This window comes from Peribacillus sp. NPDC097225 (assembly GCF_044761955.1).
GTDB lineage: Bacteria > Bacillota > Bacilli > Bacillales > DSM-1321 > Peribacillus.
The window spans coordinates 685,991-704,009 of sequence record NZ_JBIWDJ010000001.1 but is presented as its reverse complement, the minus strand read 5'-3'; the positions used below and the strand labels follow the sequence as shown (position 1 = coordinate 704,009).

General features: G+C 42.5%; 16 protein-coding genes and 1 other annotated feature. Of the genes, 13 read left to right on the top strand and 3 right to left on the bottom strand.

The features are described from left to right. Positions 1 to 97 precede the first annotated feature (97 nt). On the top strand, positions 98 to 1,177 hold the full coding sequence (locus ACIQXH_RS03495; protein ID WP_402874471.1) for a YsnF/AvaK domain-containing protein: 1,080 nt from the start codon (positions 98 to 100) through the stop codon (positions 1,175 to 1,177). Between the two features lie 171 nt (positions 1,178 to 1,348). After that, positions 1,349 to 2,152, top strand: a complete 804-nt coding sequence (locus ACIQXH_RS03490) for a general stress protein (protein WP_402958080.1) — start codon at positions 1,349 to 1,351, stop codon at positions 2,150 to 2,152. Positions 2,153 to 2,181: 29 nt separating this feature from the next. On the opposite strand, the gene sspI is transcribed toward ACIQXH_RS03490, so the two are convergent. Then, positions 2,182 to 2,391 (bottom strand): small acid-soluble spore protein SspI, encoded by a 210-nt coding sequence (sspI, locus tag ACIQXH_RS03485; RefSeq protein WP_402874477.1) that lies wholly within the window; start codon positions 2,389 to 2,391, stop codon positions 2,182 to 2,184. Positions 2,392 to 2,514: 123 nt separating this feature from the next. Between sspI and ACIQXH_RS03480 the strand changes: the two genes are divergently transcribed. The 3 genes from ACIQXH_RS03480 to pheT all read left to right on the top strand — a co-directional run bounded on the left by ACIQXH_RS03480 (position 2,515) and on the right by pheT (position 7,104). Continuing rightward, positions 2,515 to 3,273: a TrmH family RNA methyltransferase gene (locus tag ACIQXH_RS03480; protein ID WP_402958082.1), complete on the top strand. Its 759-nt coding sequence runs from the start codon at positions 2,515 to 2,517 to the stop codon at positions 3,271 to 3,273. Positions 3,274 to 3,317: 44 nt separating this feature from the next. Further along, positions 3,318 to 3,560, top strand: a binding site (T-box leader). A 60-nt stretch (positions 3,561 to 3,620) separates the two neighbouring features. Further along, on the top strand, positions 3,621 to 4,661 hold the full coding sequence (gene pheS / locus ACIQXH_RS03475; RefSeq protein WP_402874483.1) for a phenylalanine--tRNA ligase subunit alpha: 1,041 nt from the start codon (positions 3,621 to 3,623) through the stop codon (positions 4,659 to 4,661). 28 nt (positions 4,662 to 4,689) lie between these two features. Next, entirely contained in the window at positions 4,690 to 7,104 is a 2,415-nt protein-coding gene (pheT, locus tag ACIQXH_RS03470; protein WP_403122141.1) for a phenylalanine--tRNA ligase subunit beta, read from the top strand. 159 nt (positions 7,105 to 7,263) lie between these two features. Here the strand turns inward: pheT and ACIQXH_RS03465 are convergent, their stop codons facing one another. Beyond that, positions 7,264 to 7,467, bottom strand: coding sequence for a TOBE domain-containing protein (locus tag ACIQXH_RS03465; RefSeq protein ID WP_402874489.1), 204 nt, complete (start codon positions 7,465 to 7,467; stop codon positions 7,264 to 7,266). Positions 7,468 to 7,583: 116 nt separating this feature from the next. Next, entirely contained in the window at positions 7,584 to 8,543 is a 960-nt protein-coding gene (gene rnhC, locus ACIQXH_RS03460; protein ID WP_403122139.1) for a ribonuclease HIII, read from the bottom strand. Positions 8,544 to 8,716: 173 nt separating this feature from the next. On the opposite strand from rnhC, the gene zapA reads away from it, so the two are divergent. The 8 genes from zapA (at position 8,717) to ACIQXH_RS03420 (ending at position 17,924) form a co-directional block, all read left to right on the top strand. Then, on the top strand, positions 8,717 to 8,977 hold the full coding sequence (gene zapA, locus ACIQXH_RS03455; RefSeq protein WP_402874495.1) for a cell division protein ZapA: 261 nt from the start codon (positions 8,717 to 8,719) through the stop codon (positions 8,975 to 8,977). A 4-nt stretch (positions 8,978 to 8,981) separates the two neighbouring features. Further along, complete coding sequence (locus tag ACIQXH_RS03450; RefSeq protein WP_402874498.1) at positions 8,982 to 9,515, top strand: CvpA family protein; 534 nt, start codon at positions 8,982 to 8,984, stop codon at positions 9,513 to 9,515. Between the two features lie 213 nt (positions 9,516 to 9,728). Next, a complete protein-coding gene (gene polX, locus ACIQXH_RS03445) occupies positions 9,729 to 11,447 on the top strand; it encodes a DNA polymerase/3'-5' exonuclease PolX (protein ID WP_403122137.1) in 1,719 nt (572 codons plus the stop codon). Between the two features lie 32 nt (positions 11,448 to 11,479). Continuing rightward, positions 11,480 to 13,834 (top strand): endonuclease MutS2, encoded by a 2,355-nt coding sequence (locus ACIQXH_RS03440; protein WP_402874504.1) that lies wholly within the window; start codon positions 11,480 to 11,482, stop codon positions 13,832 to 13,834. 65 nt (positions 13,835 to 13,899) lie between these two features. Further along, entirely contained in the window at positions 13,900 to 14,307 is a 408-nt protein-coding gene (locus tag ACIQXH_RS03435) for a DUF350 domain-containing protein (protein ID WP_402874507.1), read from the top strand. 195 nt (positions 14,308 to 14,502) lie between these two features. Then, positions 14,503 to 15,255 carry a GNAT family N-acetyltransferase gene (locus ACIQXH_RS03430; protein ID WP_403122136.1) on the top strand — a complete coding sequence of 251 codons (753 nt, stop codon included), beginning with the start codon at positions 14,503 to 14,505 and terminating at the stop codon, positions 15,253 to 15,255. A gap of 198 nt (positions 15,256 to 15,453) precedes the next feature. After that, the gene (locus ACIQXH_RS03425; RefSeq protein ID WP_403122134.1) at positions 15,454 to 17,151 is read left to right on the top strand and encodes an AMP-binding protein; all 1,698 of its coding nucleotides are present in this window, start codon (positions 15,454 to 15,456) and stop codon (positions 17,149 to 17,151) included. 185 nt (positions 17,152 to 17,336) lie between these two features. Continuing rightward, a complete protein-coding gene (locus tag ACIQXH_RS03420; protein WP_402874515.1) occupies positions 17,337 to 17,924 on the top strand; it encodes a fatty acid metabolism transcriptional regulator FadR in 588 nt (195 codons plus the stop codon). Positions 17,925 to 18,019 lie beyond the last annotated feature (95 nt).

Below are 18,019 nucleotides of genomic sequence, written 5' to 3'. Positions count from 1 at the left end.
TGTAATATGGCTTATTCGTTTAGTTCGCATACTAACGGGTACATTCTAAATATACCAACTACCAAATACATCGATAAAATACGAGGAGGAATTTAATATGAATAAGACAGTTTATGGAGTATATGAATCTAATGCAGAAGTGATCCAAGCAATCAATGCACTTAAAGCGAAAGGCTATGAAGGGGAAGATATAACGGTTGTAGCAGACAAAGAAGAAACACTGGACTTTACGAATCAACAAAGGGAAACGGATGTCCATACCATTACGAATGCATCACATGATGATAGCTTTATGGACAAGGTGGCACGCTTCTTCATGCCAGATGAGCATGCGAACCTTTCAACGAAACTAGCGGATGCAGGGCTTTCTAATAGTGAAGCAGCTGAATACGTGTATGATGTAGAACGAGGAAAAGTGTTGGTTTTAGTTGAAGAAGGCAAAGGTCATCTAACTGTACCAAGAGATTCATTCAAGGCTGGAACAGAAGGAAGCACCCGTCCGGTTGGAAAGACGTTGGATAGCAACTCGGAAAACCCACGTTTCAACGGAACTGAACAGAATGGTTTGTTGAACGATAAGGATACTTCTGTCATGAATGGCCGTGGTCGTGGAACGACAGAAGATGAAAAAACGATTCGACTACGTGAAGAACAGTTGAATATTGATAAAGAAAGAGTTCAGGCAGGCGAAGTCGTCATCGATAAAGAAGTGAAGGAACAGCAAAAAACCATTAATGTTCCGGTTGAGCACGAAGAAGTAACGATTGAACGTCGGCCTGTTACAGGTAGAGAAAGCGGATTGGAAGCAGGAAGCATTAAAGATGGGGAAACTGTAAGAATTCCAGTTGTTGAGGAAAAATTGGAAGTGACCAAAAAACCGGTGGTCACTGATGAAATTGTCATCAAGAAACAAGTGGTACAAGATACTGAACAAGTTCAGGATACTCTTAAAAAAGAAGATATCCAGCTTGATAGTAGTGATTCATCCATCGTACGTGAAAAAAATCTAGGTGAAACGACCAAGAGAGATGCTTTAAATAAAACGGATTCAGTGAAGAATCGCGATTCTCTCAATACCGGAAGAGTCAATACTGGGGTCAATACCGGAGTAGGGCATGACCCATTAGAAGAAAAGAGAAATGTGAAAACCCTTGAAGAACAACAAAAACTTCGTTAAGGGATTAATAGAGAATGACCTGCCGTTTACGAGACGGCAGGTCTTTTTTTTAGGTGCATGACGAGTGGAATTAAATCCTTATCGACTGGCCAGAGCCTGATTTTTGTTTAATTTTGGGTGGTAAGGGTATAACAAGATTAAATAGTAATGCTACAAAAGGAGGAATAATTCATGGGAAAAACATTGCATGGTGTTTATGATTCTAGTTCCGAAGCAAACAAGGAAATCCAGGCGCTTCATTTAAAAGGATGGGATAGTGAGAAAATCACCGTAATCGCGAATAAAAAAGAAGATGTGGCTTTTGTGAACAATAGCCAGAATGAGGACGTCGATATTATCACGAACCAGGATGATGATTCATTCGTAGAAAAAGTGAAACACTTCTTCTTGAATGAAGGATCCGGTGATATCAGAAATCGTTTAGGGAATCTGGGTTTAGCCGATAGTGAAGCCACGGCTTATATAAATGAAGTTGAAGCCGGGAAGTTCTTGATTCTTCTTGACGACGAGACCCCAATAGAGACCGAAGATCATATTACCTCCCAAGAGAATAACCCACTTAAAACCGGTATCGTGAATAATCCGGATCCGAATCTTTTCCCGGAAACGACGGCGAATGCCTATCAAGCAAGTGAAGTAGAGGCACAGCCAGGTAAAGGTGAAGAACTTCATGGGAATTCAACCAACATCTATGATAATCAAGAGATGGGATCGAAACGGGCACAGGAGAAAGAGATGAAGTCGAATTCCACGGAGCAGTATAAGAAACCAAGACCAGAGGATTATGAGGGAACGATAGCGAGCGATCCCCATGTGGATCCCTTTTCCGCTGATACCAAAAATTCTCTGAATGTAGGTGACACACTAAATCAAAACACCGCTCCCCGTGACGGAAAGGTGCCTCAAGATAGTGATGAGAACCCTGACTTAACGGATAAATACATTAAAAATCGTATTAACACCGATCGCTTATAAGCCGAAAAAATAACAGCCGATGATGGCTGTTATTTTTTTAATCCAGATTCAAGAGCCGTAATCATTTCCTGCTTTTCCTGTTCGGATGAATTTTCCCAGATGACCTCGAATAATACGCCAAGACCTGGTAGCATTTTTTCCTCACCATTTTGAATCGCATCGACTATCGTATCCTCTAGCTGTTCTTGCGTATTTCCGGATACATTCTGAATAATGGCATTGCGTAAATTTAAATTCATGATTTTTCCTCCTCTAACACATAATGACTCACATAACTAGCATTTCACAAACAGGCATTCAATATGTATACGAATTACGTTATAATAGGATAATTAGCGTGAAATATTAAAGGAGCGTTTACCTTGAAATATATTGAGTCTGTAAAAAACCCTCAGGTGAAGCAGTGGAAAAAATTATTGACCAAAAAAGAACGGGATAAAACCGGTACGTATTTAGTAGAAGGTTTTCATCTTGTTGAAGAAGCATTGAAGGCAGAAATCGTCATGGAAGTAATCGTAAATGAAGAAACAGAAATGCCGGCCCATTTTTCGCTTGAAGGCACGGATGTCATCTATGTGAAAACTGATATCATGAAGGCGATTTGCGATACGGAGAGCCCACAAGGAATAGCCGCTGTCTGTGAACAGAAAACCATGAGCATGTCTTCCATCAATCCGGACAAACTACTGTTGATCGATGCGGTGCAAGATCCAGGCAATATCGGCACGATGATCCGGACAGCTGATGCAGCCGGAATCGATGCTGTCATTCTAGGAGAAGGGTGTGCCGATTTGTATAATCCGAAAGTGGTCCGTTCCACGCAGGGAAGCCTGTTTCATATGCCGGTGGTTAAAGGGAATCTTTCCGAGATCATTGATCAACTGAAGCAACAAGGCATGCCGGTTTATGGCACGGCCTTAGAAGGTGGCTCGCCCTTTGAAGAGGTGGAAAGGTCTTCGCGATTTGCACTGCTCGTCGGTAATGAAGGCCAAGGAGTTTCCAAGGAATTATTGGCGAAAACGACGAAAAACCTTTATATTCCGATTTACGGGAAAAGTGAATCACTGAATGTCGGGATCGCGGCCGGTATTTTAATGTACTATTTAAGAAAATCAATTTGAAACGGCCGTTCATTTATAATATAATGAAACAGAATTTTATAATGAAAACAACAATGACAAAGAGTAGTAACTTAAGACATCCATAACCAGGGAAAAAATGCCGTGACTGAAAGCATTTTTATGGCACTGCTTAAGGGAATTCACCTTTCGAGTTGGCATTGGGAAGACAGAGTGTCTGAAAAATGTTCCGGTGAAGAGCCGTTATTTTTTATGAGTGAGTGCTTCATGCTTTTTAGCAGATAGCACTAATAAGGGTGGTACCGCGATACATAAACCTCGTCCCTTTCTGGGAGTGGGGTTTTTTTGTGTTCATTTTTACAAAAGGAAAACTAAAGGAGGAAGACATGATGCAGGAACGTTTACTAGAACTGCAGGAAGAAGCGTTGCAAAAAGTTGCCGCAGCTTCCGAACTAAAAGAACTGAATGAAGTCCGTGTTGCTTATTTAGGGAAAAAAGGGCCGATTACAGAGGTATTACGCGGAATGGGGAAATTATCAGCTGAGGAACGTCCGAAAATCGGAGCGCTAGCTAATGAGGTCCGTGGAGCCATCGCGTCGAAAATCGAGGAAAAACAAGCGGCATTAGAAACAGCTGCCGTTAATAAGAAGCTTGCAACAGAAACGATTGACGTGACATTACCAGGCCGTCCGGTTAAGAAAGGAAATCTTCATCCGTTAACACGGGTCGTCGAGGAAATTGAAGACCTATTCATCGGTATGGGATACACAGTGGCTGAAGGTCCTGAAGTCGAAACGGACTATTACAACTTTGAGGCATTGAACTTGCCGAAGAGCCATCCAGCACGTGATATGCAAGATTCATTCTACATAACGGATGAGATTTTGATGCGTACCCACACGTCTCCAGTACAAGCAAGAACGATGGAAAAACATAAAGGCCAAGGTCCGGTTAAAATCATTTGTCCAGGTAAAGTGTATCGTCGTGATAATGATGACGCAACGCACTCGCATCAATTCCAGCAAATTGAAGGCTTGGTCATCGATGAAAACATCAGCATGAGCGACCTGAAAGGAACACTTGATGTATTTGCTAAGAAAGTATTCGGCCAAGACCGGGAAATCCGTCTTCGTCCAAGTTTCTTCCCTTTCACGGAGCCATCAGTAGAGGTGGATATCTCATGTAAAATCTGTGGCGGTAAAGGTTGTAATGTATGTAAACAAACAGGATGGATCGAAGTGCTGGGTGGAGGAATCGTTCATCCGAATGTCCTTGAAATGGCTGGATTCGATTCGAAGAAATACTCCGGATTCGCTTTTGGAATCGGTGTAGAACGGATCGCGATGCTAAAATACGGCGTGGATGATATCCGTCACTTCTATACAAACGATGTTCGTTTCTTAAAACAATTCCATCATCATGAAGCATAAATTTTAATTTTAAAGAGGAGGACCTACCATGTTTGTATCATATAAATGGTTGCAGGAATATGTAGACCTTTCCGGCATCAATGCAACTGAGCTTGCGGATAAAATCACGAAGAGCGGCATTGAGGTTGAAGGGGTAGAAAAGAAAAGTGAAGGGCTTAAAGGGATTGTCATCGGACACGTACTAGAACGCGAACAGCATCCGAATGCCGATAAACTGAATAAATGCCTGGTTGATATTGGAGCGGAGGCCCCTGTACAAATCGTCTGTGGAGCCCCGAACGTGGATAAAGGCCAAAAAGTAGCCGTAGCGACTGTTGGCGCTGTACTTCCAGGTAACTTTAAAATCAAGAAAGCCAAGCTTCGTGGAGAAGAATCTCACGGAATGATTTGCTCGCTTCAAGAATTAGGTTTCGAATCCAAGATTGTATCTAAAGATTATGCAACAGGCATTTTTGTATTCCCTAATGATGTGGAAGTTGGCAAAGATGCACTAGAAGAACTTGGTTTAAGCGATGAAGTGCTGGAACTTGGTTTAACGCCAAACCGATCAGATGCTTTAAGCATGCTGGGTGTTGCTTATGAAGTCGGAGCCATTCTTGGTCGTGATGTGAAATGGCCAGTCATCGAAAAAGAAGAAGCAACGGAAAAAGCCACTGATTATATTAACATCAAAGTGGAAGCAAAAGAAGATAATCCATTATACATCGCTAAAATCATCAAGGACGTAAAAGTAGGTCCATCTCCACTCTGGATGCAGACCCGCCTTATGTCAGCAGGCATTCGTCCGCATAACAACGTGGTCGATATTACGAATTACATTTTACTTGAATATGGTCAGCCACTACATGCCTTTGATTATGATCGTTTGGGTTCAAAGGAAATTGTCATCCGTAAAGCGAACGAAGCCGAAAAGATCGTTACTTTGGATGAAACGGAACGTACATTATCGCCAGATCATCTGGTCATCACGAACGGCACCGAGCCAGTTGCGATTGCAGGAGTAATGGGCGGGGCAAACTCAGAAGTGAAGAATGATACAACGACCGTCATTATCGAAAGTGCTTATTTTGCCGGGACAGTTGTACGTAAAGCTTCGAAAGATCATGGATTACGTAGTGAAGCAAGTGCCCGTTTTGAAAAAGGCGTCGATCCAGCTCGCGTGCGTGAAGCTGGAGAACGTGCAGCTCAATTGATTGCACAATATGCAGGCGGAACGATTCTACAAGGAACGGCAGAGGTTGATGAACTGACAATGGAGCCAGCTGTCATTAGCATTACCCTTGAAAAAATCAATACGCTTCTTGGCACGGATATGTCTGTCGCTGAAGTGGAATCCATCTTCAAACGTCTTCAATTTGGAGTGGCTCTGGACAATGAAACGTTCACGATTACCGTTCCTACACGCCGTGGAGATATTACGATTGAAGCGGATTTAGTGGAAGAAGCTGCCCGTCTTTATGGATATGACAACATTCCAGCAACATTGCCGGTTGGTGCCGCGACTCCTGGCCAATTGACGGATTATCAAATGAAACGTCGTAAAGTCCGCCGTACCCTTGAAGGAGCAGGACTGTATCAAGCGGTTACGTATTCGTTGACAAGCGAGGACAAAGCGGCTCAATTTGCATTGAACGCCCGTGATTCCATCCGTTTGGCCATGCCGATGAGTGAAGAACGGAGCCAGTTGCGTTTAAGCATCGTTCCACAATTATTAGAAGTCGTGAAATATAATAATGCTCGCCAGCTTGACTCACTTGCTCTATATGAAATTGGTTCTGTCTTCTTCAAAAAAGACAATCAAGAGCTTCCTGAAGAGAAGGAGCATGTAGCTGGAGTTATTACAGGACTATGGGAATCTCAACCTTGGCAAGGCGAAAAGAAATCGGTTGATTTCTATGTAGCAAAAGGCGTGATCGAAGCAATTTTCGATACGCTGGGGTTAACTGATCAAATCAGCTATCGCCAAGCGGAAATCAAAGATATGCATCCAGGACGGACAGCGGAAGTACTGTTGCATGGTGAGGTAATCGGCTTCATCGGCCAAGTGCATCCAACCGTTCAGAAGGATTTGGATATAAAGGAAACATACATCTTCGAACTTTCATTCAAAGCTATGGCTGAAGCGGAAGTGGCGCCGATTGCATATCAAACGATCCCACGCTATCCATCGACCACACGCGATATCGCGTTAGTAGTCGAGCAAGCAGCGAAAGCCGGCGACATCCAAAATATTATTTTGGAAGCGGGTGGCAAGTTATTGAAAGAAGTCAGCATCTTTGACTTATACGAAGGAGAAAAAATGGAAGAAGGCAAGAAATCTATCGCTTTCTCATTGAAATACTTCGATCCGGAACGTACATTGACGGACGAGGATATCACCAAAGCGCATGAAAAAGTGCTTGCAGCGGTTAAAGAAAAAGCCGGAGCAGAATTACGAGGATAAGATAAATCGCATCAAAAAAGGCAGCCTCCTGGCATTTCAGGAGGCTGTTTTTCTGGGTGTAACGCCTTCGTTTGATAGCATGCAAATTTAAAAGAAGACTCTCACTCACTTCTCTAGAATGAAAGGTGGGTGAGAGTCTTCTATTAGGATATGTATCAGTTACTTTGCAATCATGATGGAACTTGCTTTGATGATTGCTGTCGCCTGATCATCCACTTTTAGATCCATCGATTCTGCAGAAGCCGTTGTAATGCTGGATACGATGTCTACACCATTGATACTCATGGTTATTTCCGTTGAAATAGGTCCTGTTTTAACTTCAGTGATTCTTCCACTTAATTGGTTTCTTGCTGATAATTGCATGAAGACCGCCTCCTAATAATATGTACTTTCTTATAGTCGACAAGATCTTCTGAATACATTCATCTTACTATCATAAGAAGCAAGCCCAAAGGCATTTACGTTTCCAATTCCCGTTCTCATTTCCCGTATTTCTTGTGATATATTTTTTTTGCTTTTTCCGTATTGGCAAAATGTGTTTTCGTAAAGTCATTCAAGGCGTCGATCCCTTTTTCATGGATTAAGCGTGCCGCTGCCTCGTCGACGGCAAAGCCTGCTCCTTTGGGGATTCTAAAACCGGCCTTTTCGCTCAATAGGTCAAAGCGTTTCACAAATGCGTAACGAGCGAGAATCGAAGCGGCCGCAACGGAAAGGTGAATGCCTTCCGCTTTCGTGCATAAATAGGTAGCGTTAGCCTGAAAGGGCTCCTGGCCTTTCAAATAATTGAAAAATACATTTGGCTGGGCGAATTGGTCTATCAGGACCGCCTCCGCTTGCTCTGGCTGTATTTTTTGAATAAGGTGCTTGATGGCTTGGTTATGGAGGAGTGCTTTAATCTTTCCTTGAGACATCCCTTTTGCCTGAAGCATATTGTATTTCGGATTATCACACGTCAACAGGCTAAATGGGACAACATCCTTGATTTGTTTAGCAATTTCGATGATTTGTGGATCTTTCAGGTTTTTTGAATCTTGAACACCAAGTTCTTTCAATAAAAGTAACTGTTCTTTTTTTGCATAGGCAGCAACGACGGTAATGGGGCCAAAATAATCGCCGGTCCCGACTTCATCGGAACCAATAACCGACATCGTGGCAATGTTGGCCGGCGGCAAATAACGATGAACTTTGACTGTGGAAGTGGATGAAGAGTCCGGCTTCTTCTTCGGTGCTACTGCATCCTTTTGCCATTTTGCAGCTTCCAATTCTGCATTTTTTCCCTGAAACAGGACCTTTCCGGATTTATAACCGGTTACGGTACAGAGCGGGGGCTTGGCTGAAAATATACTCCCAGGTGGAAGCTTTGCAACTGAGCTATTCATATAATGGGCTTTCATTGCTTGGATTTGGATAGGACTTGTAAGTAATACAACATGGGACATAATTAATGGACTCCTCGCTCAATTTGATTTATTAAGGGATCATTCATACTAAAGGTATTTATAACTGACAAATTATTGCAATTTTTATGCGAGAAATGACGATGTACTCTCTTTCATGACGAAAAAGTTCATGATATGATAGAAATAGGATTGTTTAGATTGGAGGCATCATTTTGTCAGACGATAAACGAAATAAAACGACAGTTGACATATACGGACAACCATATACAATCGTCGGTACGGAAAGCGCGAGTCATATGCGCCTAGTTGCTTCGATGGTCGACGAGAAAATGAGAGAAATCAGTATGAAAAACCCACATTTGGATACGAGTAAGCTTGCGGTACTGACCGCAGTGAACACGATCCACGAATATATTAAATTAAAAGATGAACTGGACCAGCTTCAACTGGAATTAAAGAGAGAGAAGGACTGAGTACATGCTTGATTTAGCAATTCTGGCCATTCTTTTAATCGGTGTATTAATCGGTTTGAAGCGTGGCTTTATTTTACAACTGGTTCATATGACAGGTTTTATCGTAGCCTTCATTATTGCCTATGTCTTCTATGGGGATCTTGCCCCCAACTTGAAAATGTGGATTCCATTCCCTTCCATAGGTGATTCTTCGACGCTTAATATGTTTTTCGAATCGGTTGGGCTTGAGACGGCTTATTACAATGCCATCGCCTTTGCCATCGTGTTCTTTGCCACTAAGATTCTTTGGCAAATGCTTGGATCAATGCTCAATTTCATCACCTACCTGCCGATCCTAAAACAGTTGAATCGTTGGGGAGGCGCGATATTGGGATTTGCCGAAGTCTATCTTATCATGTTTATTATATTATACATAGGTGCCTTGCTGCCAATGGATTCCATTCAGGAACCGCTTACCGGCTCCTTCCTGGCAGAATCAATCGTGAAACATACTCCGTTCCTATCCGAACAGGTGGAAGACCTTTGGTTTAATAAGTAAATTCATAAGCGCATTAAATTGGGGTCCATTACCTTTCAAAGTTGTAAACCGTCATCTTTGGAAGGGCGGGCCCTTTTCTGTGGATCAGCCTGGGATTACCTAATCGTTGATTCGTATAAGTAATAATCGAACGGCTTGTACTTTGGCGTTAAGAAAGGTATCTTTAAGAAAGTATCCAAGGGAGTTTCCCTACTAATTTTGGTGGTGAAAAAAATGACAATCAATAAAAAAGATATTATAAAATTATTAGAAAAGATAGCCATATACATGGAACTTAAAGGAGAAAATCCGTTTAAAGTATCGGCTTTCCGCAAGGCGGCTGGTGCATTGGAAACCGATGACCGGAGTCTAACGGCCATCGATGACTTTACGGCGTTGAATGGCATCGGGAAAGGGACGGCATCCGTCATTGAAGAATTTATCAATGAAGGGAAGTCGACCGTTCTTGAAGAGCTTCAGGAGCAGGTGCCGAAGGGCTTGATACCGCTTTTACAACTTCAGGGATTAGGCGGTAAAAAAATCGCCAAGCTACACAAAGAATTACATATTAATGATGTGAATGACCTTAAACTGGCATGTGTGGAGGGGCGTGTCGCGGCTCTGACCGGTTTCGGTAAAAAAACAGAAGAAAAGATCTTATCAGCCATTGCCGAGGCTGGATCAAGGCCTGACCGTCTTCCACTTGCTTTCATGAGACCGATTGCTGACGATATCGAGATGGCGATTGGCAATATGGAGCATATCACGCGCTCATCAAGAGCCGGCAGTATGCGAAGAATGAGGGAAACGGTTAAAGATCTTGATTTCATCATATCCACGGACCACCCAGAAGAGGTGAAGGAACAGCTTCTTTCATTGCCTGGCATTAAGCAAGTCATTGCCGCAGGTGATACAAAGGTTTCGGTCGTCCTTGATTATGAATATGATATTTCTGTCGATTTCCGGATCGTGCAGGATAAAGAGTTCACCACGACTCTTCACCATTTCACCGGTTCGAAGGATCATAATGTCCGTATGCGCCAGTTGGCTAAAGAACGGGGAGAAAAGATAAGTGAATATGGCGTGGAGGTAGCTGAAACGGGAGAAATTCTGACCTTCGAAACAGAAGAGCAATTTTACAATCATTTCGGCATCCCGCTCATTCCACCCGAATTACGTGAAGATGGGACGGAAGTGGAACAGTACAATGAAAGTGAACCGCTTATAACGGTAGAAGATATTCAGGGTGACCTGCATATGCATACCACTTGGAGCGATGGTGCTTATTCGATTGAAGAAATGGTTGAAGCATGTCGGGCCAAGGGCTATAAATATATGGCCATCACTGACCATTCACAATACTTGAAAGTGGCGAATGGCTTGACTGCAGAGCGGTTGCGCGAACAAAAACAGATCATTCATGACATTAATGAAAAATATGATGATTTTACGGTCCTATCAGGAATCGAAATGGATATCCTTCCAGATGGAACCCTTGATTACGATGATGAATTGCTGGCAGAGATGGACTTGGTCATCGCCTCCATCCACTCGAGCTTTTCTCAGCCCCGGGAAACGATCATGGAACGATTAAAAACGGCATTGAATAACCCGCATGTCGATATTATTGCCCATCCGACAGGAAGAATCATCGGCAGACGATCGGGATATGATGTCGATATGGATATGCTAATTGAACTGGCACGCGAGACGAATACGGCACTTGAGTTGAATGCTAACCCGAACCGTTTGGACTTGGCTCCGCCTCATCTACGTAAAGCGCAAGAAACGGGAGTGACGGTTGTGATCAATACTGATGCCCATAGTATTGATATGCTTGAACATATGCCGGTTGGCGTATCTTCTGCTAAAAAAGGATGGATTAAAAAAACAACGGTTCTTAACGCGATGGATACGGATGGTTTATTGACGTTTTTAAAGAGAAATGACTAATTATTTACTCACTGAGGAGGAGTCTTAACTCCATGCATAATAAAGCTTTAAAGACATTGGAATTTGATAAAATTAGAGAACAATTGGTTTCCCATGCTTCGTCTGCAATCGGGAAGGAGAAGGCACAGCAATTAATGCCTTCCACCGACTTCGAGGAAGTATCGAGATGGCAGGATGAAACGGATGAGGCGGCTAAAATTGTCCGGTTAAAAGGTAATCTTCCATTGGGAGGGATATTCGATATCCGCCTGCAGGCTAAAAGGGCGCAAATCGGTGGCATGTTATCCCCGATGGAATTGATGGAAACGGCTAGCACCATTCGTGCTGGTCGGATCTTGACTCGATTTTTCGAAGAAATCGCGGAACAGGAGATTGAAGTTCCGCTATTGGCTGAGTTTATCGATTCGCTTCATCCCCTGATTGATTTGCAACAGGAAATTACCTATGCTATTAGCGAACATGGGGAAGTGATGGATTCAGCAAGTGATAAGCTGCGCACGCTTCGTAACCAGATTCGCACGAATGAAAGCAGGGTTCGGGAAAAACTCGAAAGCATGATTCGTTCTTCGAATGCAACGAAAATGTTGTCAGATGCCATCATTACGATTCGAAATGACCGCTTTGTCATTCCTGTAAAACAGGAATACCGTAGTGTGTATGGTGGAATCATCCATGACCAATCTTCATCAGGACAAACCCTGTTCATTGAACCACAGGTGATTGTCCAATTGAATAATGTCCTTCAGGAAACACGTGTAAAGGAAACACAGGAAATCGAACGCATTTTGGTCGAGATTTCCGAAAAAGTAGGCGAGTTCACTCCAGAACTATTCCATAACGTCAAGGTGCTTGCCCACGTGGATTTCCTTGTTGCAAAGGCAAAATACGCCAAGGCGATAAAAGGGTCGAAACCACGTTTGAACAATGAAGGCCGCGTGAAATTATTCAAGGCGAAACACCCGCTTATTCCAGCGGATGTAGTCGTTGCCAATGATATCTTCCTTGGAGAAGATTTTACGACGATTGTCATCACCGGACCGAATACAGGAGGTAAGACGGTAACACTCAAAACAATAGGCATTTGTACGTTAATGGCCCAGGCAGGTCTGCAAATCCCTGCTCTTGATGGTTCTGAAACGGCCGTATTCTCCTCCATCTATGCAGATATCGGGGATGAACAGTCAATCGAACAAAGCTTGAGTACGTTCTCTTCCCATATGGTCAATATTGTCGATATATTAAAGAATGTCGACCATGAAAGCCTTGTATTGTTCGACGAACTTGGAGCGGGAACCGATCCTCAAGAAGGTGCCGCACTGGCGATTTCCATATTAGATGAAGTCTACAAGCGTGGTGCGCGCGTGATTGCCACCACTCACTATCCTGAGTTGAAAGCCTATGGGTATGACCGTGAAGGCGTCATTAATGCAAGCGTCGAATTCAACGTCGAGACTTTGAGCCCGACCTATAAGCTCCTTATCGGTGTTCCTGGTCGGAGTAATGCATTTGAAATTTCCAAGCGTCTTGGTTTGGAAGAGAGCGTCATTAGCAATGCCCGTAGCCATATTGGCGAGGATACGAATAAAGTCGAGAATATGATAGCTTCTCTTGAAGATAGTCGTAAGAAGGCAGAAGAAGAGGAACTAGAAGCAGCCGAGCTTCTAAAACAGGCCGACATTCTGCACAAGGACCTTCAAAAGCAAATGGAACAGTATAATGAAGAACGAGATGCGATGGGTGAAAAAGCGGCCAAAGAAGCAGAGGCAATCGTTGAACAAGCGAAAAAAGAAGCGGAAGCGATTATTGCTGACTTGCGCCAACTCCGTTTTGAAAAGCATGCCGATGTAAAAGAGCACGAACTGATCGATGCGAAAAAACGGCTGGAAGAAGCAGCGCCAAAAGTGAAGAAGTCAACCAAAAAAGCAGCTAAGCCTTTGGATAAAACTCTGAAACCTGGAGATGAAGTGAAGGTTGTAAGCTTTGGACAAAAAGGTAGTCTGATTGAAAAAGTCTCAAATAATGAATGGCAGGTACAAATCGGCATCATGAAAATGAAGGTGAAAGAGTCCGACCTTGAATTCATTAAAACGACAAAGGCGAAAGAAACGAAGCCGTTAACCACGATCAAAGGAAGAGATTATCATGTTAGCCTGGAGCTAGACCTTCGTGGGGAACGATATGAAAGTGCATTGTCGAGGGTCGAAAAGTATGTGGATGATGCATTGTTGGCAGGATATTCGCGTGTGTCCATCATTCATGGTAAGGGGACGGGTGCGCTCCGGTCCGGAGTTCAAGAATATTTAAAGAATCACAGATCAGTCAAGAAAATCCGTTTCGGGGAAGCTGGAGAAGGCGGAACTGGTGTGACGGTCGTAGAATTTAAATAAAGGAAAGTGGCCATTCAGGCACGCTGCTTAGCAGGAATGGCCGAATACCGTTAGGGAGTTGTCTCATGGAGAACATATGGGAAAATGAGTATGTGTATATAGCAGCCAGATATAGTGTCGTTATATTATGCATAATTGTTTTTTTAGCCGTTTTTGAACTTGTCACCAAGTACAAAAACTGGGAGGAAATCAAACAGGGGAATTTATCTGTCGCGATGGCCACCGGGGGCAAGATTTTTGGAATCGCCTATGTGTTCCAACAGTCCATTCTCCATCAGAACTCGCTACTTACAATGATAGGCTGGGGTGTATACGGTTTTATCCTGCTACTCATCGGTTATTTTATTTTTGAATTTATGACCCCGGGATTTAAAATAGATGAAGAGATACAAAAAGATAATCGGGCAGTGGGATTTCTTGCGATGATCATTTCAATCGCCCTATCCTTTGTCATCGGAGCTGGAATATCTTAATGTCCTGCATGAGAGGGAGAAAACTGTGGAGAAGCTTGCAAAAGTTTTAATTATTTGTTGCGGAATTTTTTTTCTGCTCGGAATCATCTATATGGTATTCTTGACCTGAAAAGAAGCGGCCGTTGCGTCGCTTCTTTATTTGGGTTCTTTTTTTATATAATTATTTACGAAGCCTAGTACATGGAGGAAGAAATAATGGTTCAGCCTAAACTGATAAGGAAAATTGAAGAGCTATCAATGAACGCTTTGCCGGCATTGCAAACGCAGTTGTGTGATGGGTGGGTTTTACGCTTTGCCGATGGGTATACCAAAAGGGCAAATTCGGTAAATCCCCTTTATCCTTCTTATGAAGATGTGAATAGAAAAATAGAATCTAGTGAAAAAGCTTTCTTGGAACGGAACATCCAGGTGTCTTATAAAATCACTCCACTGGCTAGTCCGGACGATTTAGACGATACCCTTGAAGCCTTGAATTATAGTATCGAAAGTAGGACCAGTGTGCAAGCTTTGTCATTAGCACATATGGAAGTACCGAGTGGAACCAATGTGCTCATATATAACGAGATGCCAGAAGCGCGGTTTGCAGATTTTTGTAGATTAAATAACATACACAAAAGAAATCAGCCCATTTTCAGGAAGGTGCTGGAACAAATCATTCCAACTACCTGTTTTATCTTTTTGACGGATGAAAAGGAGAAAACGCTAGCATGTGGACTCGGTGTTCTGGAGGATGAATACATAGGTCTATTTAATATCGCCACCGAGGAGGCCTACCGAAACCGGGGCTATGGAACGAAACTCGTTACAAATCTCCTGTATTGGGGAAAGGAGAATGGAGCGAATAACGCCTATCTTCAAGTGGTGTTAACGAATGAACCTGCACGGAATCTTTATGCAACATTAGGTTTTAAAGAACTCTATCGATATTGGTTTAGAGTTAGAAACTGAACGAGGAGTCATGCCTAATCCTAACTATTAATTGAATCGAAAATCCCCTCATGAATATTTTTAATACGAAGGAGTTAAATCCTCTTCAACCGATTATCCTCCTTTATGCTTATTTTTTCTGAATACAGTAATTGTAAGAAAATACCGGTTGTATTATAATGAGTATGAGTATTAAGAATATTCAGAAGGAGGGGGCAAATGAGCAATAAGCCATGGCAAGCCATGTATCCGGAACAAATACCAACCGTTTTAACCTACGATGATAAACCTCTTTATTCATTATTGAAGGAGGCTGCAGATGAATTTCCAGATAAGGTGTCCATACATTTTCAGGGAAAGGAATTAACTTTCAAAGAAGTCTATGAATCTGCTACGAAGTTTGCATCCTATTTAAAGAGCATCGGTCTCCAAAAGGGAGAGCGTGTTGCGGTCATGCTTCCTAACTGCCCACAGGGAGTCATCAGCTTTTTTGGAATTTTGATGGCTGGTGGAGTGGTCGTCCAAACGAATCCTACCTATACGGAACGTGAATTAGAACATCAAATGAAGGATTCTGGAGCGAAGATCATCATAGCGATGGACATATTATTTCCTCGTGTCACCGCAGTCGCCCGGAGTACGGAAATCGAACATATTATTGTAACCGCTATCAAGGAGTACTTGCCTTTCCCGAAGAATCTTATCTATCCGTTCATTCAAAAGAAGGAATATGGCATAGTGGTCAAAGTGGAGCATGAAGGAAATCATCATTTATTCACGGAAATCATGAAGCGGAAAATGTCAGAAGAAATAGCAGAGCCAATCGATGTGGAGAATGACTTGGCGCTCTTGCAATATACCGGGGGGACAACCGGTTTCCCTAAAGGTGTCATGCTTACCCACAAGAATGTACTTGCGAATACAAAAATGTGCAATGCTTGGCTTTATAGATGTAAACGAGGCGAAGAGCGGATTCTGGCTATCCTACCATTCTTTCATGTGTACGGATTGACGACTGTTTTGGTTCTCTCCGTTATGGAAGGAAATACGATGATCATCATGCCAAAGTTTGATGTCGAGTCTACATTGAAAACTATTCAAAAGCAGAGACCGACACTGTTTCCAGGGGCACCGACGATGTATATCGGTCTATTGAATCATCCTGACGTCTCCAAATATGACCTGTCCTCCATTGAAGCGTGCATGAGTGGATCGGCACCCCTTCCATTAGAAGTTCAGGAGCAATTTGAGAAAGTGACGGGTGGAAAGCTAGTTGAAGGTTTTGGTCTTTCAGAGACATCTCCAGTTACCCATGCCAATTTCATTTGGGATCAACCTCGTGTCAAAGGAAGCATCGGTTTGCCTTGGCCGGATACAGACTCAGTGATCCTTTCGTTGGAATCGGGAGAAGAACTTCCTCCAAATGAAATCGGTGAAATAGCGATTAAGGGGCCCCAGGTTATGAAGGGCTATTGGAATCGTCCTGAAGACACGGAAAACACATTTAAAAACGGCTGGCTTCTTACGGGTGATTTAGGTTATATGGATGAAAAAGGGTTCTTTTATGTAGTGGAACGCAAGAAGGATACAATAATTGCAGGTGGATTTAATATTTATCCACGTGAGGTGGAAGAGGTTCTGTATGAACATGAGGCCGTTCAGGAAGTAGTAGTGGCAGGGATTCCTGATCCATATCGTGGGGAAACCGTCAAAGCCTATGTTGTATTGAAGAACGGCGCAAGTGTAACGGAAGAGGAATTGAATCAGTTTGTGAGAAAGAGCTTAGCTTCCTATAAGGTACCACGTCTTTATGAATTTAGAGAGGAACTACCTAAAACGACCATTGGTAAGATCTTGAGGAGAGTCCTAATTGATGAGGAAAAGAAAAAAATCCCACCAGAAAAAAAGGAGGCGTAAACATCTTACGGAGCTGTAATAGTGAGCTCCGTTTGCGGAACAACTGGACAACCTTAAGTAATGAGGGGTAGAATGGAAAAAGGATGTTATGACTCTATGGAAGTTTTTGCTTGACAGTAGAGAGTCATCATTTTATGATAGAAATATGAATGATGATTCATTCATTTTCTGAAAGGGGACATCCAGTGAAACGCAACAAACCAAAGTATAACCAAATTATTGATGCAGCTGTTATCGTCATCGCACAAAATGGTTATTACCAAGCGCAAGTATCAAAAATTGCCAAGCAAGCAGGCGTGGCAGATGGTACTATATATCTTTATTTTAAGAATAAAGAAGATATTTTAATATCATTATTTCATGAAAAAATGGGCTACTTTGTAGAACAAATTGAAGAAGAATTAAAGGGTAAGACATCAGTTTCAGAAAAACTGTTCCTATTAATTCAAAAACATTTTCAAATCCTTTCAGAAGACGTGAATTTAGCAATTGTCACTCAATTGGAATTAAGACAGTCAAACAAAGAATTACGACTTAGGATTAATGAAGTATTAAAAGGATATTTAAATGTAATTGATCAAATCATTACCGATGGGAAAGAAAATGGTGAATTCCTGCCTGATTTAAATAACTTACTCGCAAGGCAAATGATTTTTGGAACGATTGATGAAACAGCAACAACTTGGGTGATGAATGAACAAAAATATTCACTTGCTGACCTTGCGTCAGATGTTCATCGCCTTCTACTCGGTGGTTGTGGCACGAAACGGTAAAGATAAAATAGAGGATGGCCAGACCCATCCTCTAGCCATTTGGCTACCTGCCTTTTACCGAAGTACATAACGAATTTTCAAAAAAGTTTGACTAT